This is a genomic window from Pigmentiphaga humi, assembly GCF_900606115.1.
Classification (GTDB): Bacteria; Pseudomonadota; Gammaproteobacteria; order Burkholderiales; family Burkholderiaceae_B; genus Pigmentiphaga; species Pigmentiphaga humi.
In genome coordinates, this window is the sequence record NZ_UWPJ01000005.1 from 511375 (window position 1) to 535913 (window position 24539).

Consider the following 24539-nt stretch of genomic DNA (forward strand, 5'->3'; position numbering starts at 1 on the left):
CGCGCCGCAAAGGGCTTTTTCTATCCGTTCAGCGCGCGGCGACGGACGGGCGCGCGGTGAAGCCCAACTGCGCTTCCAGCGCGCAGGCCGCCTGCAGCACCAGCGCGTCATGGCCGCGCGGCGCGGCGATGTGCAGCCCCAGCGGCAGGCCGGCTTCCGACAAGCCCATGGGCAGGCTGATGGCCGGCTGCTGGGTCAGGTTGAACAGCGAGGTGTACGGCGTCCAGGCGCGGCGGTTGGGATAGGCTTCGAAAGCCTCGGGATAGCTGCGGTCGGCGGCGAATGCCGGCGCGGCGACCGTGGGGGTAAGCAGCAGGTCGAAGCGCTGGTGGAAGTCCAGCAGGCGCCGCGCCAGATCCTGGCAGCGCGCCTGCGCCGCCATGTAGGCCTCCAGCGTGACGCCGCGCGCGTCTTCCAGGATCTCCGTCATGCCCGGCGACAGCAGCGCGCGCCGCTCGGCCGGCAGATTCTGCAGCGCATAGCGGTAACCGGATTGCAGCAGCACCAGGTAGTCGTCGATGGGATTGGCGATGTCCGGATCGGCCTCCTCGACAACGGCGCCCATGCCGGTGAGCAGCTCCGCCACGCGGCGGAAGGCACGCTCGATCTCGGGGTCCACCTGTGGCGCATAGCCCAAGGTCAGGCTCATGGCGATGCGGCGTCCGGCCATGCCCTGGTCCAGGCCGTCCGTGAAGCCGTCGGGGCGCCATGGCAGGGCCATGGCATCGCGCGCATCGCGCTGCATGATGACGTCGAGCACGGTGACCGCGTCGCGCACGCCGCGGGCCAGGGGGCCGACGCAGGACAGGCCGCCGGCGACGTTGGGCGGGTACATGGGCACCAGCGCGCCGGTGGGCTTGAAGCCGACCACGCCGGTCAGCGCCGCCGGGATGCGCAGCGAGCCGCCGGCATCCGTGCCCAGCGCGAACGGGCAGAAGCCCGCCGCCACCGACGCGGCGCTGCCGCCCGACGATCCGCCGGCCTGCTTGGAGGTATCCCAGGGGTTGCGGGTGATGCCGGTGAGCGGGCTGATGGTGACCGGTCCGGCGCCCAGTTCGGGCATGGTCGTCAGCCCGAGCAGGACCGCGCCGGCTTCCTGGCAGCGCAGCACGGCCGGCGCGGTTTCGGTCATGGGCGTGTCCGGCATGGCGCGCGAGCCGCGCCGGTGCGGCAGCCCGGCCACCATCAGGTTGTCCTTGGCCACGAAGGGCATGCCGTCCAGCGGGCCCAGCGCTTCGCCGCGCATCCAGCGCGCCTCGCTGTCGCGGGCGGCCTGGCGCGCGCGTTCGGTATCGCGCACCGTGAAGGCATTGATTTGCGGATCCAGCGCGTCGATGCGGGCGAGTTGCGCATCCAGCAGCTCGACGGGGGACAGCGCCTTGCGCGCGTACAAGTCCCGCACGCCGGGCAAGGTCAGGAAGGAAGAGTCTGGCATACGGGTTCTCGATGCATGAAGAGGAGAAAAGAAAGCATGCTCACTGCGGCGCCGCGCCGGGGACGCGCTGCGCATCGGGGATGACGTCGCCTTCCAGCACCATGGGCTCGTCGTCGACGTAGAACGAGCACTTGCGCATGGGGATGTCCAGGTGCGCCTTGGTGTGGCGACCGCCGCCCGGACCGGTCGAGAACAGGAAGTTGCCGTAGAACGCGCGCGCCTCCATGCCTATGGTGGCGGCCTTGTCGTACAGCCCGAGCGAGGTCCACCGCGCCTTGGGCTGCAGGCCCCAGCCCAGGTGGGAAATGGCGTAGGCGTCGGCATCGTTGAAGCCCTGCAGGTAGGACTCCAGGAATTCGGCGTCCAGGCCGCCCGAGATGCGGACAATGCGCCCGGCCTCGATTTCCAGCCGGATCGGCGTCTGCACGTAGGTCTTGAAGGGCAGGATGATGTCGCCCGGCGCGAGCACCACCACGCCGGCCGCCGAGTCGTCGTCGGGCAGCCTGGCCACGAAGCCGCTGGGCCAGTGGTCCCAGCGGCCGGGGGCGTCCACGTAGCCGTATTCGGCCGTGATCGGGTAGCGGCCGATCGAGGCGGTCAGGTCGGTGCCTGCGGCCGAGCGGACCCGGATCCGGCTGCCGCGGGCATAGGTGTCGCGGGCGGCCAGCACCCGGCTGCGGTCCTGTTCGGTGGGAATGACGCGCGCCAGGATCTCGGCCGGTTCATAGGCCAGCAGCATGCGCGTGCCCGATTCCAGCACCGCCTTCTGGCCGGGGGTAAACAGCAGGAAAACGGTGTCGATCACCAGATCGGCGGCCTTCATCGCCGCCAGCGCCATCGGGTCGTCATCGATGGGCGAGGCGCCGCAGACCACGGTGGGATCGCTGCCGACTTCGCAAGTGTCCCAGTTCGGCGCGATCTCCAGCCGCACGACCCGCGCGCCGAGCGCCGTGGCGGCGCGCGACGCGGCGTCCACGGTGCGCGGGTCGGAGTTCTGCGAGGTGAGGATCAGGACGTTCTCGCCGGCCGACAGCCGGGACAGCGTCAGCACCTCGGTCCAGCATCCGGTCAATTGTGTAGGGCTCAGGGGCATGCGGCCTCCGCGGGGGTACGTTGGGCCAAAACGGCGAGGGTATCGGCCAGCGATTCGACTTCGCCGTATTTCTGGGCCATGTCGAACAGGCTGGCATCGTGCGGCGCCAGTGCGCGGTCGCCGACGCAGTCGGCCACGACCACCGGACGGAAGTTGTAGCTCATCGCGTCGACGACGGTGGCGCGCACGCAGCCGCTGGTGGTGGCGCCCGCCACCAGCACGGTGTCGGCGCCCCGGCGGACCAGCCAGCCGGCGAGGTCGGTCCCGAAAAAGGCCGAAGGCTGGGTCTTGCGCACGATGAAGTCCCCGGGCAGGACTTCCAGCTCGGGCACGATGTGGCTGTGCGGATTGTCTTCATGCAGCGCGGCGAGCGCGGGGATCTTCATGCAGAACACGCTGTCCGCGCCCGGGGCGTAGACGATGCGCGTGAACGCGACCGGCAGGCCGGCGTGCCGGGCCGCCGCCAGCAGCGTGGCCGTGGCGGCGACGGCCTGCGGGATATTGCCGCCGCCCAGCACGGCCGGATCGTTGAAGCCATTGACGAAATCCACGATCACCAGCGCCGGCGCGCGGCCCCACCCGCTGCACGCGCCCAGGCCCTGCTTCTGGTAGATCTGCCGGGCGTCGCTGCTTGCTCGATGCATGCTGCCTCCTCGCTCAGTATGCGCCGCCGAGCAGGCTGCCGGCGTCGGGCACCCGGCGCGGCAGCGCCAGGCGCTGCAGCATGGTGTAGGTGGTCGCCACGGCGGCCGACAGCACCGGCACGCCGCGGCGCGCCTCGACCACCGGCACCGCCGCCAGCGAGGGCATCTGCACGCACGCCGACAGCACGACGGCATCGGCGTTGGCAATATTGAGCCGGTCGGCGATCTCCACCAGCGCGAGCGGATCGCGGTTGCCGACCGCGCGGTTGTCGTCGATCTCCAGCGAGATCGCATCGACCACTTCGATGCCCTCGGACTCGATGTAGTCCACCACCAGGCCGGTCAGCGGCTTCATGTAAGGCGTCACGATGGAAACCTTGCGCGCGCCCAGCGCCTGGATGCCGTTGAGCAGCGCGCCGGCGCTGGTGACCACCTGCGTCGCGGGATGGCCGAGGGCGGCGATGCGGGTCAGCTTCTCTTCCGAAACCCGATGATAGCCCCGGCCCATGGACATGATGGCGACCAGGCAGGCGTAGCCGATCACGTCCACCGCCGCATCGCTCAGTTCGGCGGCGCAGCGGTCGGCCTGCGCATCCATCGCCGCCAGCTCCTCTTTGTTGACCTTCATCATCCGCATCCTGCTGGAATGGAAGGTGAAGCGTTCGGGAGCGATGGATTCGCGCGCCCGGAACATGGCGGGCACTTCGGTTTCCATGGTCGTGTTGGAACTGGGGACGATTTGTCCGATGCGGTAGACCGGCTTGCTCATAGACTTGCTTCCGTGGGGAAGTCCGCACTCACGGGTGCGGACCATAGCGGTTGAATGAATCGTGTTCGAGGGAAAAGGGCTGGTCCAGGCGGCAGTACGCATTGCCGGCCAGCCTGCCTATATTGCGCAGCGCCGCCATGTCGATGCGGCCGCGTGCGTCGATGGCGCCGGCATCGACGTGGATGGCCACGGCTTCGCCGATCACCAGGGTGTAGCTGCTGCGCGGCAGCGGCAAGGCCTGCACCAGCCGGCATTCGAACCAGGCGCTGGACTCGGCCACGCAGGGCGGCCGCACCAGGCTCGCGGGCACGGGGGTGAGGCCGGTTGCCGCGAACTCGTCGACATCCGGCGGGTATTCGCGCGCGCAGGCATCCATGCGGGTCGCGATGGATTCGCCTACGGCGTTGATCACGAACTCGCCGGTGGACAGGATGTTGGCGAGCGTGTCCTTGGTCCGGCCGCCCGGGTGCTCGCCGATGGACAGGCACAGGTGCGGCGTGTCGGCGGCGATGGCGTTGAACCAGCTGAAGGGGGCCAGGTTGGCGCGGCCCTGCGCATCGACCGTCGAGGTCAGCGCGATGGGCCGCGGGACCACCAGGCCCGCGACCAGTTTGTAGAGCCGCGCGGGATCCGTCTGGTCCGGGATGAATCGGATTTTGTCGGCCATGCCGCGGACCTTGGGGCGCCTTACTCGGGCCGGATGTTGGCCGCGCGGATGACCGTCCTGAAGGAGGTCAGCTCGTCGCGGATGACGGCGGCCGACTCGGCGGGCGACGCGTAGCGGGTGACGATGGACTGCGCCAGCAGGGGCTCTTGCAGGGCTTTGTCCGAGAATACCTGCTTGAAGGCGCGGTCCAGCTTGTCGATGACCGGGGCGGGCGTGCCGGCCGGCGCGAGCGCGAACAGCTTGGCGCTGACCTCGTAGTCCTTCAGGCCGGCCTCGGCGGCGGTGGGCACGCCGGGCAGCAGCGAGGTGCGTTCCTTCGAGGCCACGGCCAGTACGCGCAGTTTCTGGTTGCGGATGTGGGGCAGCGTCGCCGCCAGGCTCTCGATGCTCATGTCGACCTGGCCGCCGACCAGATCCAGCAGCGACGGGGCGATGCCCTTGTACGGCACGTGCAGCAGATCGACTCCCGCGGTGCGCTTGAACATCTCGCCGGCCAGGTGCTGCACCGAGCCGTTGCCGCTGGACGCGTAGGTCAGCGCGCCGGGCTTGGCCTTGGCCAGCGCGACGAGTTCCTGGACCGAGTTGGCCTTGACGTTGGGATTGACCACGATGACGAACGGAATGCTGCCGAACACCGAGATCGGGGTAAAGTTCTTCTCCAGGTCGTACGGCACCTTGTCGCCGTACAGGGCCGAGTAGGCGCCATGGCTGGTGAGCGAGCTCCACAGCAGGGTATAGCCGTCCGGCTCGGCCTTGGCCACCGACTCGGCGCCGATCGCGCCCGTGGCGCCGGGCCGGTTCACGACCACGACCTGCTGGCCGAGCTGCTTGGCCAGCATCGGACCGGCCAGGCGGGCCGCGGCATCCACCCCGCCACCGGGGGGCCAGGGCACCACCAGGGTGATGGGCTTTTCCGGCCATTCCGCCCGGGCGCCCAGGCTCAGGGCCAGGGCGGCTGCGCCGACGGCTACTTTCAATACTGCTTTGACGTTCATGCTCGGTCCTTGCTGGTTGGTATGGGTGCCCCCAGCTTTCTCCCGCTGTGGGCATGTACGACAAATAGAACGTTCGCAATGCGAAACTAAGTTTCGCAAATATTTGAGGTATCCTACCTAACAAGTTTTGCCAGTGTCAATGCAGTTGCGAGCAGGGCGGATGAGAGGAACTTCCCAATCTACTAGGGCCATCAATCGGTTGCCTTTGGCCGAGCCGGATGCCGACGAGGATCCCGGCCGGCAATTCGTGACCGCGCTCGCCCGCGGGCTGAACATCCTCAAGGCCTTCACCCTGGGCGACGCTTCGCTCGGCAACCAGGAACTGGCCGAACGCACCGGCCTGACCAAGCCCACCGTCTCCCGCCTGACCTACACCCTGACGCGGCTCGGCTATCTCTCGTGTTCGCCGCAGACGGGGCGCTACGAGCTGGGCACTTCCTCGCTCGCGCTGGGCTACTGGGCCATGGCCGGCTCCTTCATCCGCCAGGTCGCCAAGCCCCTGATGGAACAGGTCTCCAACGAATTGAACCTGTGCTGCGCGCTGGGCTACCGGGACGAGGCCGACGCCGTCTATCTCGAGCACACGCGCGGTTCGGGTGCGCTCATCATGAGCGTGCAATCGGGTTCGCGCACGCCGCTGGCCACCACCGCCATGGGCCGCGCGCTGATCGCCGTCATGGAGCGCCATGAGCGCGAAACCCTGCTGGCGGCCGAGAAAGCCCGCTACGGCACGCAATGGCCGCGGATCCGCCAGGGCGTCCAGGACGGCCTCAAAGACTACGAGACCCTGGGCTTCACGCTATCGCTCGGCGACTGGGAAAAGGAAATCAACGCCGTCGGCGTGCCGCTGGAACTGAACGACGGCAATCCGCCCATGGCCTTGACCCTGGGCGGCGGCGCCTACGCGCTCGATCGCCGGCAGCTGGTCGAGCGCATCGGCCCGCGCCTGGTCGAGCTCGCCGGCCAGATCCGCCGGGGCCTCAAGGCGCAGTAGTGTCTGTGGAGGCCGCCCACGCCTATCGGTAGGGGCCCAGCACGGCGAGCGCGTGCCTGGAGAATTCCAGATTCACATGTCCGGCGATATCGGCGGCGTCGGTCATGATTCCCCATTGCAGCCATTCCTTCTGGAAGCGCTCGAGCGAGGCGAGATTGACACCGCCATTGGGGTCGATGCCGGTGAACGACATGCCCGCACAGTCGGCCGCCATGGCCGGTATGTATTTGTTGATGACCTTGCAGACGTCGCGAATGTCCGCCTTGCCGTCTATGGCGCGCTGCAGATCGCGTTGTCCCTGCAGGTAGGCGACCATGAAGCGCTTGGCGGCATCGGTCTTGGCGAAGCCTTGCGAGAACAGCATGATGTTGAAGTTGTCGCCCGCGGCGATCCGCGCGAGGCTGGCTTCGGGAAGCGGGCTGGCGACCTGCATCTTGATCATCGCGGCGTAGAGCGGCGCGAAGGCCAGCACGCCGTCGATGGCCTTTTTTTGCATCGCTGGAATGAACTGGTTGAAAGGCAGTTCCACCAGGGTCACGTCGTCTTTGGTCAGACCTTCGAGCGCCAGCGCGCGCGCGAGATGGTTCAGCGACATGGATTGGATGTTGTTGACCGCGATGCGCTTGCCCTTGAGGCCGCCTACCGATTTCACCGCGCCGCTGTCCATCAGGTCTTTGCGCACCAGCAGGCCCCCCGTGTCGGTGCCCGGAGGCAGCTGGCTCGACTTGTCGGACACGATCTGCACCGGTACGCCCCGGCGGAAGGCATTGAACAGCCCCGGCGTGGCCGAGCCGCTGCCCACGTCCAGCCGGTTGGTGGCCAGCAGCGAGATGGCATCGGCCGAACTGGTGATGCGGCTCAATTCGACGTCGACGCCTTGCTGCGCGAAGTAGCCGCGCTCTATTGCCAGGAAGACGCCGGTGTCGGCCGTGAGATACAGGATGGCCATGGAGACCTTGGCCGGCTGGCCGTCGGCCGCCAGGGCGGTTCGGTTCATTCCCGGCGCCAGCGTGGCGACGCATAGAATACAGGCGGCCGCGCAGGCCGATACGATGCGTGAGATGTTCATCTGCTGCTACCTCGTCGAAGACGGCCCGCGGGCCGGGTGAAGGACTGACGGCAAAGGCAAATCGGAACGAAGAGCGGTCAGGAGCCGCTGACGGCGTGGAAGCGCATGCGCTCGTAGGGAAAGACGTCTTCCATATTGGGTGAATCCCATTGCAGGTCGATGGGAGCCGAGGCTTCCATGATCATCTGAGCCAGGCGGAACAGGCGTCCAACCTCGGGAGGAAGGTCATGGGGCGTATTGGGGTAGGCATTCAGGAAGCAGATGATTTCTTCGATGCGCGGAGCAGTCGCCGCATGGAAGCGCTTGAGCGTTTCCATGTCGCTCGACAGGCGCTTGATGGCGCGGGTTTTCTCGTCGGGCATGGCCCATTGCGCGACATAGGGTTCGAGATCGGCAAAGGGCGCGGGCAGGCTGGTGTCGTTCATTTCATTCTCCGTGCGCGTCAATCGGCCGCAAGCATGTTGGCGGCTACCGAGAAATGGTGCCTGAGCGCCATTTCCTGGCGCGACAGCACGACGTGCGGAAGCACGTTCGCCTTGAGCATCTGGTGCTGCACTTCCAGGGTGCTGAGATCCTCCCGTATGACGTCGCGTCCGCGCGCGCGGAAATAATCGCGGCTCAGCCTTTCGCCCAGATTGCGGGTCTTGTAGGCATAGGTACGGTTGACGACCAGCGTGCGGTCGGCGCTGATGGGCCAGAACGTGACTTCGTTGCGGCCGTGATTGCCCGTCAGGAACACGAAATTCGGGAACCATTCGAGCACGTCGAAAGCCCAGTATTCGTAGCGGCTGGGGTTGACGCCCGGCGGCAGGAGCGAATAGTCGAAGTCGAAGGAGGGCAGCAGTTTGCGCCCGTGCTTGATGGCCACGGCTTCCATGGGCAGCACGTGGTGATCGGGATTGGCCGGCGCCGAATACCGGGTGTGCCGCCGCATCAGTTCCATATGGGGGCGATGGCGCTGCGGATTGATTTTTCCGCCCTGGTAGTCCCGCGCCGTGCGGCGGTGGAGATAGAGCGTGTGATAGCCCTCGGTGAAGGCGTTGACGCCGAGGTGCCAGTTGGCGTCGATGATGAAGCTGTAGGTGGAGATGTTCTCGTGCCGGTCGAAATAGCCGTTGTCGTAGCGGGCATAGAACTCCGGCCCCAGCCAGTCCTGCAGCGATTCGCGCGGCCGGTCGTCGAAGTTGACGAATACGAAGTTCTCCCAGACTTCGGACGTCACGGGGACGAGGCCGTAGTTCTCCTTGTCCACGCCTTCGAACTGGTGCTCGTCGGTAATGTGCCGCAACGCGCCTTCGGGCGAGAAGACCCAGCCATGGAACCCGCAGGTCAGGGTGCGGCTGCTGCCCAGGCCCTCGGGCAGCAGCTTGTTGCCGCGGTGCGTGCAGGCATTGTGGAATACGCGCACCCGGTTGTCGTTGCCGCGGATGACGATCAGCGACGTGTTGAAGGTCGGAACGTCTTGTACGTAGTAGCTGCCCGGGGTGGGAACGTCGTCGGTATGGCACAGCGGCAGCCAGGCGCGGCGGAAGATTTTCTCCCGCTCTTGTTCGAAATGTTCCTGGCTCAGCATCGCCGCGAGGTCGATGCGCGCCTGCAGGCCGGCTGTCCGGCCATGCAGGCTGGTTTGAACGGATTCCATCGCTTTCCTCTTGAATGTAATGCCGGAAATCAGCGCTGCCCTTTGTGCCAGGGCATCAGCAGGCGGCCGATCAGCCGCAATCCCAGTACGCACAGATACCCGAGCACGCTGACCGTGGTAATGGCGACGTACATGGGGGAAACGTCGAACAATTGCCAGCTCGACCAGATCATGTAGCCGAGCCCGCTCTTGGCGCCGACGAATTCGGCGGCCACCAGCACGACGCAGGCGAGGCCGAGCGAGACTTCGAGCCCTGTCATGATGTGCGGCATCGAAGCCGGCAGCGCGATGGTGCGCACCGATTGCAGGAACGAGGCGTTGCAGTCGCGGCCGACGTCGAGGATGACCGGCTTGATCGAGAGCACCCCGGCAAGCGCGTTGATCGCCACGATGTAGAACACCGTGATGGCGAGCAGGATGATGATGGGCGCTTCGCCCAGTCCCACCAGCAGCACCAGCAACGGGTAGACCGCGAGCTTGGGCACGGGATAGGTAATCAACAGCCAGGGTTCGACCAGGGCGCGGAACCAGCGGGAGATGCCCAGCGCAAGGCCGACGACCACGCCGAAGGCCGCGCCGATGGCGTAACCCAGCGCCAGCCTGCGCATGCTGGCGGCAATCGCCTCGCCCAGGGTTCCGTTGTGCACCAGTTGCGCAGCGGAACCCGCGATCTCCGACGGAGGCGGAAAGAACCGGCGATCCAGCCCGCCCGCTTGCGACAGGATTTCCCACAATGCCAATAACAGGAAGGGCGAAACGACGCGCAACAGATGCTGCGCGCGGGCCGTCCACTGCCGGCGGGCGCCGGTGCCGCCCCGCCGGATGACCAGGCGGCATGTCTCGACGCCGCCGGTGGTATCGACCGGCTTGAGATGCGGACGCACGGCGCTCATGTTGCGGCTCCCGCGGCGGCCACTACGTCGCCCTGTATCAGGTTCCACAGTTTTTCATACAAGGCGCCGTAGCGAGGATGGCTGCGCAGCTGGGCCACGTTGCGCGGGCGCGGGATATCGATGGGCACGATTTCGCGGATGCGGCCGGGCCGGGCGCTGAGCACTACCACGCGGTCCGACAGCGCGATGGCCTCGTCCAGGCTGTGGGTGACGAATATGACCGTGCGGCGGTGCACCGACCACAGGCGCAGGATCTCGTCCTGCAGGACCAGCCGGGTTTGCTCGTCGAGCGCGCCGAAGGGTTCGTCCATCAGCAGCACTTCCGGCCTGTTGGCAAATGCGCGAGCCACGCTCACACGCTGCCGCATGCCTCCGGATAGCTGCGTCGGGTAGGCGCGGCGGAAGGCCCCGAGTCCGACCTTTTCGATGAAATAGTCGACCGTGGCGCGCCGCTCGGCCGGCGCCACGCCGCGTATGCGCAACCCGTATTCGACGTTCTCCTCCGCCGTCAGCCAGGGAAAGATGGAGTCTTCCTGGAATACGGTGGAGGTGATCAGGTCGCCGCCGGTTGCGTCGATGTCGACGTGGCCGGCATCGGCTTGCTCGAAGCCGCCGATGATGCGCAATAGCGTGGTCTTGCCGCAGCCGCTGGCGCCGATTACACAGACGAATTCGCCGTCTGCGATCGACAGGTCGATGTGCTGCAACGCAGTCACTTGCCGGCCCTTGTCCAGGCGGAAGGACTTCGACAGGCCACGGATGTCGAGTTTGATGCCGATGTCCATGTGTCTCCTAGATATATATATTTATATGTTTTTGCGGACTATAATGAGGCTCGTTGGCAGTGTCAAGAACCATCAGAACGAGGTCCACCCATCCCATGGCCCAAGCTCAGAAAGCACCTGCGCCGCGTTCGCGCGCCGCTTCCAGGCGGAAAGACAGCGCGCCGCCGGCACCTCCCGAAGCCGGGCACGGCGCACATTCCGAATATCCGGTGGAAGAAAGCGCGATCCTGCTCATGCGGATCGCGGTACATGGCTGGCGCCGCAATTTCACGGGACATCTCGCGGAGTTCGGCGTGCCTTTCAGCGTGTGGTATTTCCTGCGGATCTTGTGGGACGACGACGGTCTCTCGCAGAAAGACCTCACCCGGCGGGCGGGCATGCTGCAGCCCAACGCCGTGTCGGCCATCCGGACCATGGAAGAGCTCGGCCTGGCGCGCGTCGAACGGGAGTCCGGCGACCGCCGCCGCATACGTGTCTGGCTGACGCAAAAGGCGCGCGATCTGGAACACAAGATTCTCCCGCGCATCCGCGAAGACACCGAGCAGACCGTATTCAAGGATTTCACCGCCGAAGAACGGCACACGCTGACCCGGCTGCTGGGCAAGGTCTGCGCCAACATCACCGGATCCGCTTCCTCCGATTGAAGGAGTCGTCATGCCGCATTCGCTCGACCCGCAACTCGTGGCCGCCTATCGGCGTGCCGATGAACTCCAGGCAGCGCTTGGTCCCGCCCCCAAGGGCATCGAAGAAGCCCGCCGGCGTGCCGCCGAGGCGCGCCGCTGGTGGAATGAAGGCGGCCCGGCCATGGCCGCGGTGGACGAGTGCGAGATACCCGGGCCGTTCCGGGCCATTCCGGCGGTGGTGTACCGGCCCGTAGCCGCCCGGACGCCGCAGCCCGTCTATGTCTATCTGCATGGCGGCGGATTTCGCATCGGCAATCCGCATTCCAACGATAGGCAGATGAGGGAGCTTGCCGCGGCCTGGGGAGGCGTGGTCGTCAGCGCCGACTATGCCCACGTGCCCGAATACGTGTTTCCGCGCGCGGTGGAAGAGTGCGCGGCGATTTACCGCTATCTGGCGGAGCATGGCGCATCGCTGGGCGTGGACGGCCGGCGCATCGCGTTCGGCGGTTCGTCGGCGGGAGCCAGCGTGGCGCTGGGCGCGGCGACCCACCTCGGCAAGGAAGGCGCGGCGTACCTGCGGGCGGGCGCCTTGGTGGTGGGCGTTTACGACGACGATGGCGAGACCGGATCGATGCGGGAGTACAGCGGCGATCCCATGCTGCTGAGCCGCGATTCGGTCATGGCGACGCTTGCCGCCTATGCACCCGAACCCTGGATGCGCGCCGACCCGCGCATGCGCAGCGTCGATGCCGACATGAGTCTGCTTCCCCCGTTGTTCCTGGCCAGCGCCGAGATCGACGTGCTGCGCGATAGCTCGCGCGCCTTGGCGGCCAAGCTGGAGGCCGCGGGTCACCCGTATCGCTACAAGGAATATGCGGGTATGGCCCACCTGTTCTTCGGCTTCAGCCGCACGGTGGAACGCGCCGCCGAATGTGTAGGCGACATCGCGGCATTCCTGAGTGAGCATCTTCCCCTCGGCCCTGCCGGGAAGGCCGAAGGAGAAGCGCCGCCGGATAGCCCTTCCAGAGGGTAAGAGGGGCTGCTACGGCTTGGGCATCACCGTCCCGCACGATTTACACGTGCGGAACTCTTCGCTGTCGAAGAAGCGCTGGTAGGCCTTGGACACAGGATCGGCCTTGTAGTCGGCGACGTGGCACGATTCCTCGTGCAGGAATGCGTCGCAGCTCGGGCAGAACCACTGGAAGCGGTCGATTTCCTCAGGCTTGCGCTTGCGCTCCTGCACCAGCAGGTAGGCGTCGGGCGGAAAGCGCGGCGAATGGGGGATGCCGGAGGGGGTGTAGATCACCGAGCCTTGCGACAGTACGGCGATCTCTTCCTTGCCTTCCGGGGTGCGGTAGTGCAAGTTCATCTGCCCCTTGACCATGTACATCATTTCGTCGCTGGGGTTGATGTGGAATTCGCTGCGGTACTCGCGGCCGCGCGCGAGGAACACCAGCGATTCGGGCTCCTGCCACAGCACGCTGACGCGCTTGCCGGATTCGGCCAGCTTGTCGCCCTCCTTCATGAGGTCGACGATGGGCATCTTGAACATCATGGCGGGCTCCTCTTGGCGCGTTGACGGGCCCTAGCCCAGGTAGGCGACGCAGTCGATCTCGACGCGCACGCCGGGGCGGTGCGGGGTGCCGCCGGTGCAGGTGCGGGTGACTTTCTCGCCGGCCATGAATTCGCGGAACTCTTCGTTGAAGGCGGGGAAGTCCGCGACGTCGCGCAGGCACACGCGCATGTTGACGACGTTGGCGAGGGTGGCGCCGCCCGCTTCCAGCACCGCCACCAGGTTCTGCAGGGTGCGCCGGCTCTGTACGCGAATGTCCTCGGAGACGACTTCCTTGGTGGCCGGATCGAGCGGACCCTGGCCGGAGACGTACAGGAAATCGCCGGCGCGGATGGCCTGGGCCAGCGGCGAGGGCGTGCTCTTGTCGGTGAATCCGGTGACGGGGGCGTTGGCGGATTGCACGATGGTCTTAGGCATGGTCGGACTCCTCCAGAAGTCGGGTGGACTCCAGCATCTGCGCGAAATCGAGCACGTCGCCGTCGCGGTATTTGCGGCCGACGATCTGCAATCCGACCGGCAGGCCGGCGCCGTCTTGCAGCGCGGGCAGCGACAGCGCCGGTTGCTGGGTCAGGTTGAACGGGAAGGAATAGGGGTTGGCGAGCTGCCAGTTGTAGGTCTGGCGGATGCGGTCGCACAACGGGTGCGTGTCGGCGCACAGCGCGCCGACCTCGGGCGCGCCGGCGGGGCTGGCCGGGCTCAGCAGCAGGTCGATGTCGGCGAAGAGCAGCGTCAGTTCGGCTATGGCGCCGCGCAGCCTGGCGCGGGCGCGGCCCAGGCTGCGGCCGTCGATGGCGGCGCCCCATGCGCACAGCTGTTGCAGCCGCGGATCCAGGCGCGCCATCTGCGCCGGCGCCAGGTCGACGAAGGATTCGTACAGGCGCGTCTGCCAGACGGTCCAGAAGTCCTCGGCCAGCGCGACCCAGTCCATCCGGATGCGCCGTATCGTATGCCCCTTGCGCGCGAGCCGGGCATCCAGCGCTTCGATGGCCGCGGCGACCGCGGGGTCCAGTCCGGTGTCGGCGCCCGCGTCGGCCATCAGGCCGATGGTGAGCTGGCGCGGGGCGAGGTCCTGGTCGCGGTTGTACAGAGAGTGCGGATCGTGCACGTGCGGCCGGCCCATGACCTGCATGGCCAGCCGGCAGTCGGCCACCGTGCGGGTGAGCGGCCCCAGGTGGGCGAACTCGGAGAAGGCGCTCAGCGTGGGGCCGGAAGGCACCGCGCCGTAGGTCGGCTTGAGGCCGACCAGGCCGCAATACGATGCCGGTATCCGTATCGAGCCGCCGGCATCGCTGCCCAGCGCGATGGGCCCCCAGCCCTGCGCCACGTGGGCCGCCGCGCCCATGCTGGAGCCGCCGGCGCTGCGGCCGGGCGCGCGCGGGTTCTGGGTGATGCCGGTATGGGCCGAATAGGAGTCGGCCAGCCAGCCGAATTCGGCCGTGGCGGTCTTGCCGAACAGCACTGCCCCGCCCTGCCGCAGCAGCGCCACGCTGGGCGCGTCGGCCGCGGCCGGGCCGGCGCCCTCGGTCAGCATGGAGCCGCGCCGCGAGACCCAGCCGGCGACGTCGGTCATGTCCTTGACGGACACGGGGATGCCGTCCAGCGGGCCGATGGGCGTGCCGCTGCGCCAGCGCCGGGCCGAGGCCTCGGCGCCGCGCAAGGTCGCGTCGCGGTCCACGATGCAGAAGGCGTTGAGCCCGTAGGCGTCCGTGGCGACGGCCTCCAGCAGCGCCTCGGCCAGGTCCAGCGGCGACAGCGCGCGGCCGCGGTAGGCCTCGTGCAGCTCGACCGCCGATTTCGCGAGCCAGGCGTGGGCCGGTGCGTTCGACATGGGTGGACTCCGGCTATTTGGGCTCGATGGTCTCGAACTCGACGTTCTCGAGCCTGCCGTCGACTTTCTCCACCTTGCGCATGTAGAGGCGCTGCTTGACGTCGCGCGTGGCGGGATCGATCTCGATGGGGCCGCGCGGGCTCTCCAGCTTGACGCCCTTCATGGCGGCGAGCAGCGCATCGCCGTCGGCCTTGCCCTGGGTCTTGCGCAAGGCTTCGTAGATGACCGCCATGCCGTCGTAGGCGGCCACCGACATGATGGTGGGCCGGGCCTGCGGGCCGCGCGCCGCCTTGAACGCCGCCACGTATTTCTTGTTGAGCGGCGAGTCGTGGTTCATCGAGTACGGATAGCCCGTGACCACGCCGAGCGCGGTGTCGCCCATCGAGTCGATGGCCGCCTCGTCCGTGATGTCGCCGGTGCCGATCAGCACCGTGCCCGCCTGCGCCAGTTTCCGGGTCTGGTACTCGCGCATGAACGCGGGCGCCACGTCGGCGGCGTTGACGAAGGCGAAGATGGCCTTGGGCGCGGTGTCCTTGATCTTCTGCATGTAGGGCGAGAAATCCAGGGTGTTGATGGGCGTGCGCACCGATCCCACCACGCTGCCGCCGGCCTTCTTGTACGAATCGAGGAAGGCGGCTTCCACGTCGTGGCCGGGCGAATAGTCGGCCACCACCGAATAGGCCGTCTTGTAGCCCTGCTTGATCATCCACTGGGAAATCGGCGGGACGATGGCGGGCAGCGAGAACGCGGTGCGGACGATGTACGGCGAGGCCGCGGGGATGCCGCCTGCGGCCGCGTTCATGATCACCGTGGGCTTCTTGGCCTCGGTCGCGATGGGCGCCACGGCGAGCGCGTTGGGCGAAAAGACGAAGCCGGCGAGCACGTCGACCTTCTCGCGCACGACCAGCTCCTGGGCGTGGCGCTTGGACAACTCGGGGTTGGGGCCGCCGTCGTCCTTGAGGATGACCACTACTTTCTTGCCGGCCACGGTGTCGCCGTGCTCTTTCTGGTAGAGCTGGATGCCGGTTTCCATCTGCTTGCCGAATTCGGCGAAGGGGCCGGACATGGAGGTGATGACGCCGACCTTGACGACGCCTTGCGCCTGCGCGCCCGCGGCCGCCAGCAGCGCGCCCGCCGCCAGTGCCGCGCGTATTCCCGATTGCATGACTTTCATGATCAGACCCTTCCTTGCTATGGGGTTCAGGAAGCCAGGGCGCGGTTGGTGACGCCCAGCAACTGGTTGAGCCGTTCGCCGTCGGCGGCGAGCTCGGCGCTGCTGCCGGCATAGGTGACCGTGCCGCGCTCGAGCACGATGGCGTGTTGCGACATGGACAGCGCCAATACCGGGTGCTGCTCGACGATGATGGCGGTCAGCCCTTCCTCGGCGCACATGTGCCTGACCGCTTCGGACAATTCTTCGACGATGATGGGCGCCAGCCCTTCCATGGGTTCGTCCAGCAGCAGCAACTGCGGATTGGTCATCAGCGCGCGGCCGATGGCCAGCATCTGCTGCTCGCCGCCGGAGAGCTGGTTGCCGTAGTTGCCGGCGCGTTCGCGCAGGCGCGGGAACAGCTTGTAGACGCGCTCCAGCGTCCAGTGCGAACCGCGCGCGATGACCTCCAGGTTCTCGCGCACGGTCAGCGAGGCGAACACCTCGCGCTCTTGCGGCACCCAGCCCAGGCCGCGGCGGGCGCGCTCGGCCGGACGCAGCCGGGTGATGTCCTGGCCCAGCCAGCGGATGGCGCCGCGCTTGATCGTGGTGTTGCCCATCAGGGTTTCGAGCAGCGTGGTCTTGCCCACGCCGTTGCGGCCCAGGATGGCCAGGCTCTGGCCGCGCTCGATCGATACCGACAGGTTGTTCAGCACGATCGCGTCGTGGTAGCCGGCCGTGAGGTTCTCGATTTGCAGGAAATCAGACACGCGAGTTCCCCAGGTAGGCCGCCCGCACCTGCGGATCGGCGGCGATTTCGGCGGGGGTGCCCTCGACCAGCACGGCGCCGGCCACCAGCACCGAGATCCGCTGGGCGAAGCGGAACACCAGATCCATGTCGTGCTCGATGAACAGCACGGTCATCTCGCGCGGCAGCGCCGAAATGACTTCGAACAGCTCGCCGCTTTCGTCTTCCGGCACGCCGGCCGCGGGCTCGTCCAGCAGCAGGATGCGGGGTTTGGCGGCCAGCGCCAGCACGATTTCCAGCAGGCGCTGCTTGCCATAGGGCAGCTCGGAAGTGTCGGTATTGGCATAGCGGCCCAGGCTGAACTGCTCGAGCAGCGCGTGGGCTTCGTCGGCCACCTGCGGGCAGCTGCGCAGGGTGCGCCACCAGACCTTGCCCAGGCCGTCGCGTTCGGCGATCGCCAGCGAGGCCGCCTGGTGCGGCGTCAGGCGCGGGAACAGCGAATTGATCTGGAAGGTGCGCACCAGCCCCCGGTGCACGCGCGCATCCGCGGAAAGGCCGGTGATGTCTTCGTCGCCCAGGTAGATCCTGCCTTCGGTCGGCCGCAGGATGCCGGTCAGCAGGTTGATCAGCGTGGTCTTGCCCGCGCCGTTGGGACCGATCAGCGCCTGGCGCGAGCCGGGCGCGATGTCCAGCGTGACGTCGTTGACGGCGACGAAGCCGCCGAAGCGCTTGGTCAGTTTGCTCGTGCGCAGCGAGGGGGTGGCAAGGGCCGCCGCGTTCTGGCCGGCTTGCAAGGTGGCGCTCATTGCTGCTCCCTGACCTTGAATACCCTGGACAGCATGCCCAGCACGCCGCCGCGTCCCACCATCACCACCAGGATCAAGAAGATGCCGATCCAGAACATCCAGAACTTGGGATCGAAATCGGAAAAGAAGTCGTGGATGGTCATGTACAGCAGCGCGCCGATCAGGCCGCCGTACAGACGGCCGGTGCCGCCCAGGATCAGGATGATCAGCACTTCGGCGGAGCGGTTGAAGCTCAGCATCTCGAGGCCGACGAACTGCGTGGTCTGCGCCAGCAGCGCGCCGGCCACCCCGGCGATGGCCGCCGAGAAGCAATAGGCCAGGCGCAGGCGCGCGTCCACCGGCGAGCCGATCGCGAGCATGCGCCGCCGGTTGTCGTGGATGCCGCGCAGCACCAGCCCGAACGGCGATCTGAGCATCAGCCGCACCGCCAGGAACATCAGCAGCACGATGCCGAAGGTGTAGAGGAAGGCTGTCTTGCCCCACAGGTCGAAGCGGAACTGCCCGAAGATGGGCCACATGTCCACGCCCTGCAGGCCATCCGCGCCGCCCGTGATGGGCGTGAGCCGGTTGGCCAATTCGAAGAACAGCACGCACACGCCAATGGTGATCATCAGCCGGGTCAGGTCGCTGCCGCGCACGATCAGGTAGCTCAGCAGATAGCCCAGCACCGCGCAGACCGCCAGCGCCAGCACCAGCCCCGAGAACGGCTCGCCCCAGCCGTACTTGGCCAGCAGCCCCGCGAGGTAGGCGCCGATGCCGAAGAACGCCGCATGGCCCACCGTCAGGATGCCGGCATAGCCCAGCGCGATGTCCAGCGAGATCGCGAACAGCCCGGTGATCATGATCTGCGAGATCAGCACCAGTTTCTCGGGCAGCAGGAAATACGTCGACCCCAGCGCCAGCCAGAACACCACTTCCAGCGCCACGATCTGGCGCGGATTCAGATTCATCTTGGTCATACCAGCCCCTTCTTGGGGATCAGGCCGTGGGGGCGGACGAGCAGCACCACCACCATGAACACGTAGATCAGGAAGGCACCCAGTTCGGGCATGTAGTACTTGCCGCCGACGTCGACGATGCCCACCAGCACGGCGGCCACGAACGGGCCGACGATGGTGCCGGCGCCGCCCACGCAGACCACGATCAGGAAATAAATCATGTACTTGAGCGCGAACGAGGGATCCAGTCCGAGCATGCCCAGCCCCAGCGCTCCGCCCAGGCCGGCCAGCCCGCAGCCGAACGAAAAGGTCAGGAAGAACAGCCTGTCCACGCGCACGCCCAGTCCCGCGGCCACGCGCTGGTTGTCCACCGCCGCGCGCACCATGGCGCCGTAGCGCGTCTTGTTGATGAGCAGCAGCAGCGCCGCCAGCACCGCGAAGCCCACCACGATCAGGAACAGCCGGTAGGCACCGACCTCCATGCCCAGCAGCGACACCTGGCCGCGCAGCGACTCGGGCGGCGTGAACGGCTGCATGGTCGGACCGAAGATGTAGGTGGCGCCGGCCACGAAGACGAATACGATGCCGATGGACAGCAGCACATGGTCCAGCGGATGGGAGCGGTACAGCCGCCGGAAGAACACGAACTCCAGCAGGGCGCCGACCACCGCCGCCGCCAGGAAGGCCAGCAGCAGGCTGAGCGCGAACGGCACCTGCAGATGGCTCATGGCCAGCGCGGCCACGTAGCCGCCGACCATGGCGAACGCGCCGTGCGCGAGGTTGACGAAATTCATCAGGCCCATCGTGATCGACAAGCCGACTCCGATGAGGAATAGCAGCATGCCGTAGGCCAGGCCGTCGAAGATTACGATGCCCATCTGTTCTTCCAGCAGTTGACGTGCAAGAGAGGAATGCGGCGGCCTTCGGCATCCTCCGTCCGTGCCGACATTGTCGGCGCAGGCTTGCGGCAGGAACAGAAAAAGATGCTTCTTCGGCCGGCTAAAACGCTTATGCCCGTGACGGCGGCGCGCGCCGCCGCCACGGCGATCCGGCGGTGGCCGCGCCTACTTGGCCTTGCCCGGATCCTTGACGTCGGAAAGATGCGAGAACTCGACGTTGTACAGATGGTTGCCGCGGCGCTCGACCTTGCGGATGTAGATGTTCTGCACGATGTCGCGCGTCTCGGGGTCGATCATGATCGGGCCGCGCGGGCTTTCCCACTTCATGCCCTTCATCGCTTCCACCGCCTTGGCGCCGTCGATCTTGCCGTTCAGCTTCTTGATCGTTTCGTAGATCAGCGCCATGCCGTCATAGCCGCCCACCGCCATGAAGTTGGGACGGATGGAGGTGCCGTACATGGACTCGTAGCCCTTGATGAACGCCTTGTTCTTGGCCGAATCGTGCGCCGCCGAATAGTGGAACGAGGTGATCAGGCCCAGCGCGACGTCGCCCATGCTGTCCAGGAACATGTCGTCGGTACCGTCGCCCGTGCCCAGCGCGCGGATGCCGGCCTGCTCCAGGCCGCGTTCGCGGTAGGCGCGCAGCATCAGCACCGACAGCTCGCCCGAGGGGAACCACAGGAAGGCGGCATCGGGCTTGGCGTCCTTGATGCGCTGCATGTAGGGGCCGAATTCCGGATTCTTCAGCGGCACGGCCACTTCGGCCACGATCTTGCCGCCGCCGCCGGAGAAGGTCTTGCGGAACTGGGCGTTGGCGTCCTGGCCCGGGCCGTAGTCGGCGTACAGCGAGTAGACCGTCTTGACGCCGTTCTTGAGCGCCCAGTCGGCGATCGCGTGGGCGTTCTGCGGCAGGGTCATGGAGGTGCGCACGACGTAGGGCGAGCGCTCGGTGATGGACGAGGTGGCCGCGTTCATCACCACCATCGGGACCTTGGCCTCGGCGGACAGCGGCGCGACCGCCAGCGCGTTGGGCGTGAAGCCGAAGCCGGCCAGGAATTCCACCTTGTCGCGCGTGATCAGTTCCTGCGCGAGGCGCTTGGCCACTTCGGGGTTGGGGCCGCCCACGTCCTTGATGATCAGTTCGATCTTGCGGCCGGCCACGACGTTGCCGTGCTCCTGCAGGAACAGCTTGGCGCCGTTGCTCATCTGCAGCCCGTACTCGGCCTGCTGGCCCGACATCTCCCCCACGAAACCGATCTTGAGCGGCGTCTGCGCCAGCGCCGTCCCGCTCAAGGCCATTCCCAGTACACAACCCCACATGCGTCTTTTCATTGCCGTGTTCTCCGGTAGGAATGAGGTCCTGCCCCGCCAGGCGGACGCCGGCGGGAAATCCGTGCTGCGCGCGGCCGCGAGCCGCTCTCCCCGCGCTACGGAATGGTCACGATATCAGCGCGGGAAGATACGCGTAACCATATTCGAAAATCGAAATTGCGCCAATAATCGATTTGTTGGCGAATACCCGCATATCAAACCGCGCGCAATGCTGACTTGGAATACCACCCCGTCATGCGCGAGCCGTCCCAGACGAAGGCGATGTGCTGGGACTGGCGGCAGCGGCCGAGCACGCGCGGCACGAACACGGCCGCGCACTGGCCGCCCGGCCGGCGCACGCTGTCGTAGGCGATGCCGTCGCTGCCCGCCTGGCGCAGCCATCTGGCCAGGTCCTGGCCGGCCGCGTAGCTCGCGGGGTCGTAGACCGCGGGCCATTCGGCCTGGCGGCCGCGCAGGTCGTGCAAGGGCGCGGCGAGATCGGCCAGGTAGTGGCGCATGTCGATCTCGATGGCGGGCTCGCGGGTGGCGGCCAGGAAAGCGGCGCGGTGGTACATGGTCTCGGCGACGGCGGTGTCCAGGCTTTCGCCGGCGTAATAGACCCCCCAGCTGCCGTCCGAGAAGCGGCTGCCGGCCGGGTTCAGATGCGTGAAGGCCGCCATGATGGGCGTGGTGCCGGGCCCGGAGATGCGGTCGCGCGGCGGCACCAGGCTCAGGTTGCCGGTTTCGTCGCGCACCCGGGGATTGGTGAGATTCTCGATGGCGAACACCACGTCCAGGTCGGCCGGATCGGCGACGCGGTCGTACAGGCCCGCCGGAGGAAAGCGGCTGGGGACGAGGCGGTGACAGGGCGTCCAGCGCACGTCCGAGACGGGCGGCGCGGAAAGCTGCGCAGCCGGTCGCGTCACGCCCACCCTCCGCGCTGGGCGTCGAGATAGCTGCGCACGACGTAGAGGTCGCTGGTCATGCCGCTGAGCATGCGGTCCAGCGCGGGACGGCCGCCGAAGGGCGGCGCGTCGTTGGGCTTGCGCAGCCAGGCGTCGGCCCGTTCCGGCACGGGCAGCAGCACTTGCAGCGCCTTGTAGATGCCGAACACCAGCGATAGCCGCTCGAGCGTGTCGCGCGGCAGCGGCGCGGGCGCGCGGCCGTCTTTCCAGCGGAACAGGGTGGAGCGGGCCACGCCCAGCAGCGTGGCGGTTTCGTCGCTATCGAGCTGCCAGGCCTGGGCAATGCGCAGGAAGGTGCGCAAGGCGGCGTCGGTAGCGGCCTGGCTGTTGAGGTCGGTGGGCTTGGAAGCAGCAATGGCCATGTGCTTTCCTTGTTCAGGCATGCCTGGCCATCATAGTGCCATTCGAGATAAATATCAAAATAAAGTCTTGATCGGGACTTTGCTTGGCCGGTCGATGATCACGGTAACGCCTGGACATGGCACATAATGTGGCCCGATGGCAGGCCCGGGTTAAAATTGCGGCAACATGAGCATATCCACCGAAGTCGCCCGGCGACGCACTTTCGCCATCATTTCCCACCCTGACGCGGGCAAGACCACGCTGACGGAAAAACTGCTGCTGTTCGCAGGCGCGATCCAGATCGCCGGCAGCGTCAAGGCGCGCAAGGCCTCGCGCCATGCCTCGTCCGACTGGATGGAGATCGAGAAGCAGCGCGGCATCTCGGTCGCCTCGTCGGTGATGCAGGTCGAGTACCGCGATACCGTCATCAACCTGCTCGACACGCCGGGCCACCAGGACTTCTCCGAAGACACCTACCGCGTGCTGACGGCGGTCGATGCCGCGCTGATGGTGATCGACGCCGCCAACGGCGTGGAGCCGCAGACCATCCGTCTGCTGCAGGTCTGCCGCGCGCGCAACACCCCCATCATTACCTTCGTGAACAAGCTGGACCGCGAAGTGCGCGAGCCGCTCGATCTCCTGTCCGAGATCGAGTCGCACCTGGGCATGGACGCCGTGCCGTTCGCGTGGCCGGTGGGCATGGGCAAGAGCTTCGGCGGCGTGTTCGACATCCGGCGCGGCCGCATGCGCGTCTTCAAGGCGGGCAGCGACCGCCTGAGCGACCAGCACGACGAAATCATCGAAGGCCTCGACAACCCCGAGATCGCCAACCGCTTCGGCGCGGCCTTCACCCAGGCCCGCGGCGAGATCGACCTGATCGAAGGCGCCGCGCCGCCGTTCGACGAGGCCGAGTTCCTGGCCGGCAGGCAGACGCCGGTGTTCTTCGGTTCGGCCATCAACAACTTCGGCGTGCAGGAAGTGCTGGACGCGCTGGTCGACATGGCCCCGCCTCCCGGCCCGCGCCACGCTCTGCAGCGCGAGGTCCGGCCCGACGAACCCAAGTTCAGCGGCGTGGTGTTCAAGGTGCAGGCCAACATGGACCCGGCCCACCGCGACCGGGTGGCTTTCGTGCGCGTCTGTTCCGGCCGCTTCGAACGCGGCATGCGCCTGAAGGTCGCCCGCACCGGCAAGGAAACCCGGCCCAACAACGTGGTGTCGTTCCTGTCGCAGCGCCGCGAATTGCTGGAAGAAGCCTATGCCGGCGACGTCATCGGCATTCCCAACCACGGCGTGCTGCAACTGGGCGACGTGCTCAGCGAAGGCGAGAACCTGCAGTTCACCGGCCTGCCCTTCTTCGCGCCCGAGCTGTTCCAGGCCGTCGAAGTGGCCGACCCGCTGCGCACCAAGCAGCTGCGCACCGGCCTGACCCAGCTGGGCGAGGAAGGCGCGATCCAGGTATTCAGGCCGGTGGCGGGCGGCTCGCTGCTGCTGGGCGCCGTCGGCCAGCTGCAGTTCGAGGTCGTGGCGCACCGCTTGAAGACCGAATACGGCGTGACCGCGCGGATGATGCCGTCGCGCTACTCGATGGCGCGCTGGATCACCGCCGACGAGCCGCGCGACCTGAAGAAATTCATGGACGCCAACATGCAGCACATCGCTTACGACGTGGTCGAGGCGCCGGCCTTCCTGATCGGTTCGTCGGCACAGCTGCGCGTGGCCCAGGAACTCTATCCCAACGTGCAATTCCATGCCCTGCGCGAGCACGGCGGACAGGTGTTCCAGAAAAAGGTGGGCGATTCGGCCTTCGCCTGATCGGCCGCCCAGGCATGCGCCCGGACCGGCGGTCCGGGCCTCCGTGAACGAGGTATATACATGCGTAACCGCATCTTGATGGGCCTGGCCGTGGTCGTGACGGTCGTTCTGGTGGGCGCGCTGTTCGGCATGTGGCTGTCCTGGCACGCCCCGGTGGACCGCGCGGCCGAAGCGCCCGAGCCCAATGTCCAGGGGCGTCCCGGCGAAGCGCCGATCGCGGCGGCGGACCAGCAGGACTACCTGCCCGAGCCTCCGCAGCCGCGCACGGACGGCTCGCGCGGCGTGCCTGCCCGCCCGGTCATGCCCACCGAAGCCATTCCCATGGTGTCCGCGGCAGACCAGCCGCAGCCCGATACCCTGATCTCCACCGTCGCCCCCGACCTGCAGGCCTGGGCCCCCGGCACCGAACCTCCCGGCGTCCCCACGCCCGGCCACGCCGCCCCGCGCGCGGCCCGGCGTGGTGCGGCCCTGGCAGTTGGCGCCGGGCGCACCCCTGCCGGGCGCCAGCCCCCTGCCGGGCCTCCCGGGCCGGGCGTTCGGGGGCGCGGGGGGCGTGGG

Annotated in this window: 26 protein-coding genes and 1 pseudogene; 5 read left to right on the forward strand and 22 right to left on the reverse strand. The window is 67.2% G+C overall.

Going from position 1 to position 24539, the window contains the following annotated elements:
- Nucleotides 1-28: 28 nt before the first annotated feature.
- The 6 genes from PIGHUM_RS02660 to PIGHUM_RS02685 are packed head-to-tail and all read right to left on the reverse strand — an operon-like array spanning nucleotide 29 to nucleotide 5603.
- Nucleotides 29-1435, reverse strand: coding sequence for an amidase family protein (locus PIGHUM_RS02660; RefSeq protein WP_160142121.1), 1407 nt, complete (start codon nucleotides 1433-1435; stop codon nucleotides 29-31).
- A 40-nt stretch (nucleotides 1436-1475) separates the two neighbouring features.
- Nucleotides 1476-2528 (reverse strand): 2,5-dihydroxypyridine 5,6-dioxygenase NicX family protein, encoded by a 1053-nt coding sequence (locus PIGHUM_RS02665; protein WP_124077685.1) that lies wholly within the window; start codon nucleotides 2526-2528, stop codon nucleotides 1476-1478.
- Nucleotides 2519-3172: an isochorismatase family protein gene (locus PIGHUM_RS02670; protein ID WP_124077686.1), complete on the reverse strand. Its 654-nt coding sequence runs from the start codon at nucleotides 3170-3172 to the stop codon at nucleotides 2519-2521. The genes PIGHUM_RS02665 and PIGHUM_RS02670 overlap by 10 nt, the downstream gene beginning before the upstream one ends.
- 13 nt (nucleotides 3173-3185) lie before the next feature.
- Nucleotides 3186-3941 carry a maleate cis-trans isomerase family protein gene (locus PIGHUM_RS02675; protein ID WP_281279040.1) on the reverse strand — a complete coding sequence of 252 codons (756 nt, stop codon included), beginning with the start codon at nucleotides 3939-3941 and terminating at the stop codon, nucleotides 3186-3188.
- A 28-nt stretch (nucleotides 3942-3969) separates the two neighbouring features.
- Nucleotides 3970-4608 carry a flavin reductase family protein gene (locus PIGHUM_RS02680; RefSeq protein WP_124077687.1) on the reverse strand — a complete coding sequence of 213 codons (639 nt, stop codon included), beginning with the start codon at nucleotides 4606-4608 and terminating at the stop codon, nucleotides 3970-3972.
- A gap of 20 nt (nucleotides 4609-4628) precedes the next feature.
- Nucleotides 4629-5603, reverse strand: coding sequence for a Bug family tripartite tricarboxylate transporter substrate binding protein (locus PIGHUM_RS02685; protein WP_124077688.1), 975 nt, complete (start codon nucleotides 5601-5603; stop codon nucleotides 4629-4631).
- A 247-nt stretch (nucleotides 5604-5850) separates the two neighbouring features.
- Here PIGHUM_RS02685 and PIGHUM_RS02690 point away from each other — a divergent pair, with 247 nt between their 5' ends.
- On the forward strand, nucleotides 5851-6597 hold the full coding sequence (locus PIGHUM_RS02690) for an IclR family transcriptional regulator (protein ID WP_222929195.1): 747 nt from the start codon (nucleotides 5851-5853) through the stop codon (nucleotides 6595-6597).
- 22 nt (nucleotides 6598-6619) lie between these two features.
- Here the strand turns inward: PIGHUM_RS02690 and PIGHUM_RS02695 are convergent, their stop codons facing one another.
- The 5 genes from PIGHUM_RS02695 to PIGHUM_RS02715 form a co-directional block, all read right to left on the reverse strand.
- Entirely contained in the window at nucleotides 6620-7666 is a 1047-nt protein-coding gene (locus PIGHUM_RS02695) for an ABC transporter substrate-binding protein (RefSeq protein ID WP_124077690.1), read from the reverse strand.
- 77 nt (nucleotides 7667-7743) lie between these two features.
- A complete protein-coding gene (locus PIGHUM_RS02700; RefSeq protein ID WP_124077691.1) occupies nucleotides 7744-8091 on the reverse strand; it encodes a hypothetical protein in 348 nt (115 codons plus the stop codon).
- Between the two features lie 17 nt (nucleotides 8092-8108).
- A complete protein-coding gene (locus PIGHUM_RS02705) occupies nucleotides 8109-9308 on the reverse strand; it encodes an aromatic ring-hydroxylating oxygenase subunit alpha (RefSeq protein WP_124077692.1) in 1200 nt (399 codons plus the stop codon).
- A gap of 29 nt (nucleotides 9309-9337) precedes the next feature.
- Nucleotides 9338-10201, reverse strand: a complete 864-nt coding sequence (locus PIGHUM_RS02710; RefSeq protein ID WP_124077693.1) for an ABC transporter permease — start codon at nucleotides 10199-10201, stop codon at nucleotides 9338-9340.
- Nucleotides 10198-10986 (reverse strand): ABC transporter ATP-binding protein, encoded by a 789-nt coding sequence (locus tag PIGHUM_RS02715; RefSeq protein ID WP_124077694.1) that lies wholly within the window; start codon nucleotides 10984-10986, stop codon nucleotides 10198-10200. The genes PIGHUM_RS02710 and PIGHUM_RS02715 overlap by 4 nt, the downstream gene beginning before the upstream one ends.
- Before the next feature lie 209 nt (nucleotides 10987-11195).
- On the opposite strand from PIGHUM_RS02715, the gene PIGHUM_RS02720 reads away from it, so the two are divergent.
- Nucleotides 11196-11630 carry a MarR family winged helix-turn-helix transcriptional regulator gene (locus PIGHUM_RS02720; RefSeq protein WP_160142122.1) on the forward strand — a complete coding sequence of 145 codons (435 nt, stop codon included), beginning with the start codon at nucleotides 11196-11198 and terminating at the stop codon, nucleotides 11628-11630.
- A gap of 10 nt (nucleotides 11631-11640) precedes the next feature.
- Nucleotides 11641-12642 (forward strand): alpha/beta hydrolase fold domain-containing protein, encoded by a 1002-nt coding sequence (locus PIGHUM_RS02725; protein WP_124077696.1) that lies wholly within the window; start codon nucleotides 11641-11643, stop codon nucleotides 12640-12642.
- Nucleotides 12643-12651: 9 nt separating this feature from the next.
- Here the strand turns inward: PIGHUM_RS02725 and PIGHUM_RS02730 are convergent, their stop codons facing one another.
- The 11 genes from PIGHUM_RS02730 to PIGHUM_RS02780 form a co-directional block, all read right to left on the reverse strand.
- Nucleotides 12652-13164, reverse strand: coding sequence for a 3-hydroxyanthranilate 3,4-dioxygenase (locus tag PIGHUM_RS02730; protein ID WP_246012873.1), 513 nt, complete (start codon nucleotides 13162-13164; stop codon nucleotides 12652-12654).
- A 30-nt stretch (nucleotides 13165-13194) separates the two neighbouring features.
- A complete protein-coding gene (locus PIGHUM_RS02735) occupies nucleotides 13195-13599 on the reverse strand; it encodes a RidA family protein (protein ID WP_124077697.1) in 405 nt (134 codons plus the stop codon).
- Nucleotides 13592-15010 (reverse strand): amidase, encoded by a 1419-nt coding sequence (locus tag PIGHUM_RS02740; RefSeq protein WP_124077698.1) that lies wholly within the window; start codon nucleotides 15008-15010, stop codon nucleotides 13592-13594. Before PIGHUM_RS02740 ends, PIGHUM_RS02735 begins: the two co-directional genes overlap by 8 nt.
- 13 nt (nucleotides 15011-15023) lie before the next feature.
- Nucleotides 15024-16184, reverse strand: coding sequence for an ABC transporter substrate-binding protein (locus PIGHUM_RS02745; protein ID WP_124077699.1), 1161 nt, complete (start codon nucleotides 16182-16184; stop codon nucleotides 15024-15026).
- 26 nt (nucleotides 16185-16210) lie between these two features.
- Nucleotides 16211-16930, reverse strand: coding sequence for an ABC transporter ATP-binding protein (locus PIGHUM_RS02750; RefSeq protein ID WP_124077700.1), 720 nt, complete (start codon nucleotides 16928-16930; stop codon nucleotides 16211-16213).
- On the reverse strand, nucleotides 16923-17714 hold the full coding sequence (locus tag PIGHUM_RS02755; RefSeq protein WP_124077701.1) for an ABC transporter ATP-binding protein: 792 nt from the start codon (nucleotides 17712-17714) through the stop codon (nucleotides 16923-16925). Before PIGHUM_RS02755 ends, PIGHUM_RS02750 begins: the two co-directional genes overlap by 8 nt.
- Entirely contained in the window at nucleotides 17711-18673 is a 963-nt protein-coding gene (locus PIGHUM_RS02760; protein ID WP_124077702.1) for a branched-chain amino acid ABC transporter permease, read from the reverse strand. The genes PIGHUM_RS02755 and PIGHUM_RS02760 overlap by 4 nt, the downstream gene beginning before the upstream one ends.
- A complete protein-coding gene (locus tag PIGHUM_RS02765) occupies nucleotides 18670-19530 on the reverse strand; it encodes a branched-chain amino acid ABC transporter permease (protein WP_124077703.1) in 861 nt (286 codons plus the stop codon). The genes PIGHUM_RS02760 and PIGHUM_RS02765 overlap by 4 nt, the downstream gene beginning before the upstream one ends.
- Nucleotides 19531-19716: 186 nt before the next feature.
- A complete protein-coding gene (locus tag PIGHUM_RS02770; RefSeq protein WP_124077704.1) occupies nucleotides 19717-20883 on the reverse strand; it encodes an ABC transporter substrate-binding protein in 1167 nt (388 codons plus the stop codon).
- A 194-nt stretch (nucleotides 20884-21077) separates the two neighbouring features.
- Nucleotides 21078-21788, reverse strand: a complete 711-nt coding sequence (locus PIGHUM_RS02775; RefSeq protein ID WP_124077705.1) for an RES family NAD+ phosphorylase — start codon at nucleotides 21786-21788, stop codon at nucleotides 21078-21080.
- Nucleotides 21785-22189: an MbcA/ParS/Xre antitoxin family protein gene (locus PIGHUM_RS02780; protein WP_124077706.1), complete on the reverse strand. Its 405-nt coding sequence runs from the start codon at nucleotides 22187-22189 to the stop codon at nucleotides 21785-21787. Before PIGHUM_RS02780 ends, PIGHUM_RS02775 begins: the two co-directional genes overlap by 4 nt.
- 166 nt (nucleotides 22190-22355) lie before the next feature.
- On the opposite strand from PIGHUM_RS02780, the gene PIGHUM_RS02785 reads away from it, so the two are divergent.
- Both PIGHUM_RS02785 and PIGHUM_RS02790 read left to right on the forward strand, forming a co-directional pair.
- Nucleotides 22356-23981 carry a peptide chain release factor 3 gene (locus tag PIGHUM_RS02785; RefSeq protein ID WP_124077707.1) on the forward strand — a complete coding sequence of 542 codons (1626 nt, stop codon included), beginning with the start codon at nucleotides 22356-22358 and terminating at the stop codon, nucleotides 23979-23981.
- A 60-nt stretch (nucleotides 23982-24041) separates the two neighbouring features.
- Nucleotides 24042-24539: pseudogene (locus PIGHUM_RS02790) on the forward strand (hypothetical protein); the annotation flags it as partial.

Excerpts from the sequence above, each read along its gene's own strand:
- PIGHUM_RS02660 (WP_160142121.1), bottom strand. The coding sequence starts at position 1,435 with ATGCCAGACTCTTCCTTCCTGACCTTGCCCGGCGTGCGGGACTTGTAC.
- PIGHUM_RS02665 (WP_124077685.1), bottom strand. The coding sequence starts at position 2,528 with ATGCCCCTGAGCCCTACACAATTGACCGGATGCTGGACCGAGGTGCTG.
- PIGHUM_RS02670 (WP_124077686.1), bottom strand. The coding sequence starts at position 3,172 with ATGCATCGAGCAAGCAGCGACGCCCGGCAGATCTACCAGAAGCAGGGC.
- PIGHUM_RS02675 (WP_281279040.1), bottom strand. The coding sequence starts at position 3,941 with ATGAGCAAGCCGGTCTACCGCATCGGACAAATCGTCCCCAGTTCCAAC.
- PIGHUM_RS02680 (WP_124077687.1), bottom strand. The coding sequence starts at position 4,608 with ATGGCCGACAAAATCCGATTCATCCCGGACCAGACGGATCCCGCGCGG.
- PIGHUM_RS02685 (WP_124077688.1), bottom strand. The coding sequence starts at position 5,603 with ATGAACGTCAAAGCAGTATTGAAAGTAGCCGTCGGCGCAGCCGCCCTG.
- PIGHUM_RS02695 (WP_124077690.1), bottom strand. The coding sequence starts at position 7,666 with ATGAACATCTCACGCATCGTATCGGCCTGCGCGGCCGCCTGTATTCTA.
- PIGHUM_RS02700 (WP_124077691.1), bottom strand. The coding sequence starts at position 8,091 with ATGAACGACACCAGCCTGCCCGCGCCCTTTGCCGATCTCGAACCCTAT.
- PIGHUM_RS02705 (WP_124077692.1), bottom strand. The coding sequence starts at position 9,308 with ATGGAATCCGTTCAAACCAGCCTGCATGGCCGGACAGCCGGCCTGCAG.
- PIGHUM_RS02710 (WP_124077693.1), bottom strand. The coding sequence starts at position 10,201 with ATGAGCGCCGTGCGTCCGCATCTCAAGCCGGTCGATACCACCGGCGGC.
- PIGHUM_RS02715 (WP_124077694.1), bottom strand. The coding sequence starts at position 10,986 with ATGGACATCGGCATCAAACTCGACATCCGTGGCCTGTCGAAGTCCTTC.
- PIGHUM_RS02725 (WP_124077696.1), top strand. The coding sequence starts at position 11,641 with ATGCCGCATTCGCTCGACCCGCAACTCGTGGCCGCCTATCGGCGTGCC.
- PIGHUM_RS02730 (WP_246012873.1), bottom strand. The coding sequence starts at position 13,164 with ATGATGTTCAAGATGCCCATCGTCGACCTCATGAAGGAGGGCGACAAG.
- PIGHUM_RS02735 (WP_124077697.1), bottom strand. The coding sequence starts at position 13,599 with ATGCCTAAGACCATCGTGCAATCCGCCAACGCCCCCGTCACCGGATTC.
- PIGHUM_RS02740 (WP_124077698.1), bottom strand. The coding sequence starts at position 15,010 with ATGTCGAACGCACCGGCCCACGCCTGGCTCGCGAAATCGGCGGTCGAG.
- PIGHUM_RS02745 (WP_124077699.1), bottom strand. The coding sequence starts at position 16,184 with ATGAAAGTCATGCAATCGGGAATACGCGCGGCACTGGCGGCGGGCGCG.
- PIGHUM_RS02755 (WP_124077701.1), bottom strand. The coding sequence starts at position 17,714 with ATGAGCGCCACCTTGCAAGCCGGCCAGAACGCGGCGGCCCTTGCCACC.
- PIGHUM_RS02760 (WP_124077702.1), bottom strand. The coding sequence starts at position 18,673 with ATGACCAAGATGAATCTGAATCCGCGCCAGATCGTGGCGCTGGAAGTG.
- PIGHUM_RS02765 (WP_124077703.1), bottom strand. The coding sequence starts at position 19,530 with ATGGGCATCGTAATCTTCGACGGCCTGGCCTACGGCATGCTGCTATTC.
- PIGHUM_RS02770 (WP_124077704.1), bottom strand. The coding sequence starts at position 20,883 with ATGAAAAGACGCATGTGGGGTTGTGTACTGGGAATGGCCTTGAGCGGG.
- PIGHUM_RS02780 (WP_124077706.1), bottom strand. The coding sequence starts at position 22,189 with ATGGCCATTGCTGCTTCCAAGCCCACCGACCTCAACAGCCAGGCCGCT.
- PIGHUM_RS02785 (WP_124077707.1), top strand. The coding sequence starts at position 22,356 with ATGAGCATATCCACCGAAGTCGCCCGGCGACGCACTTTCGCCATCATT.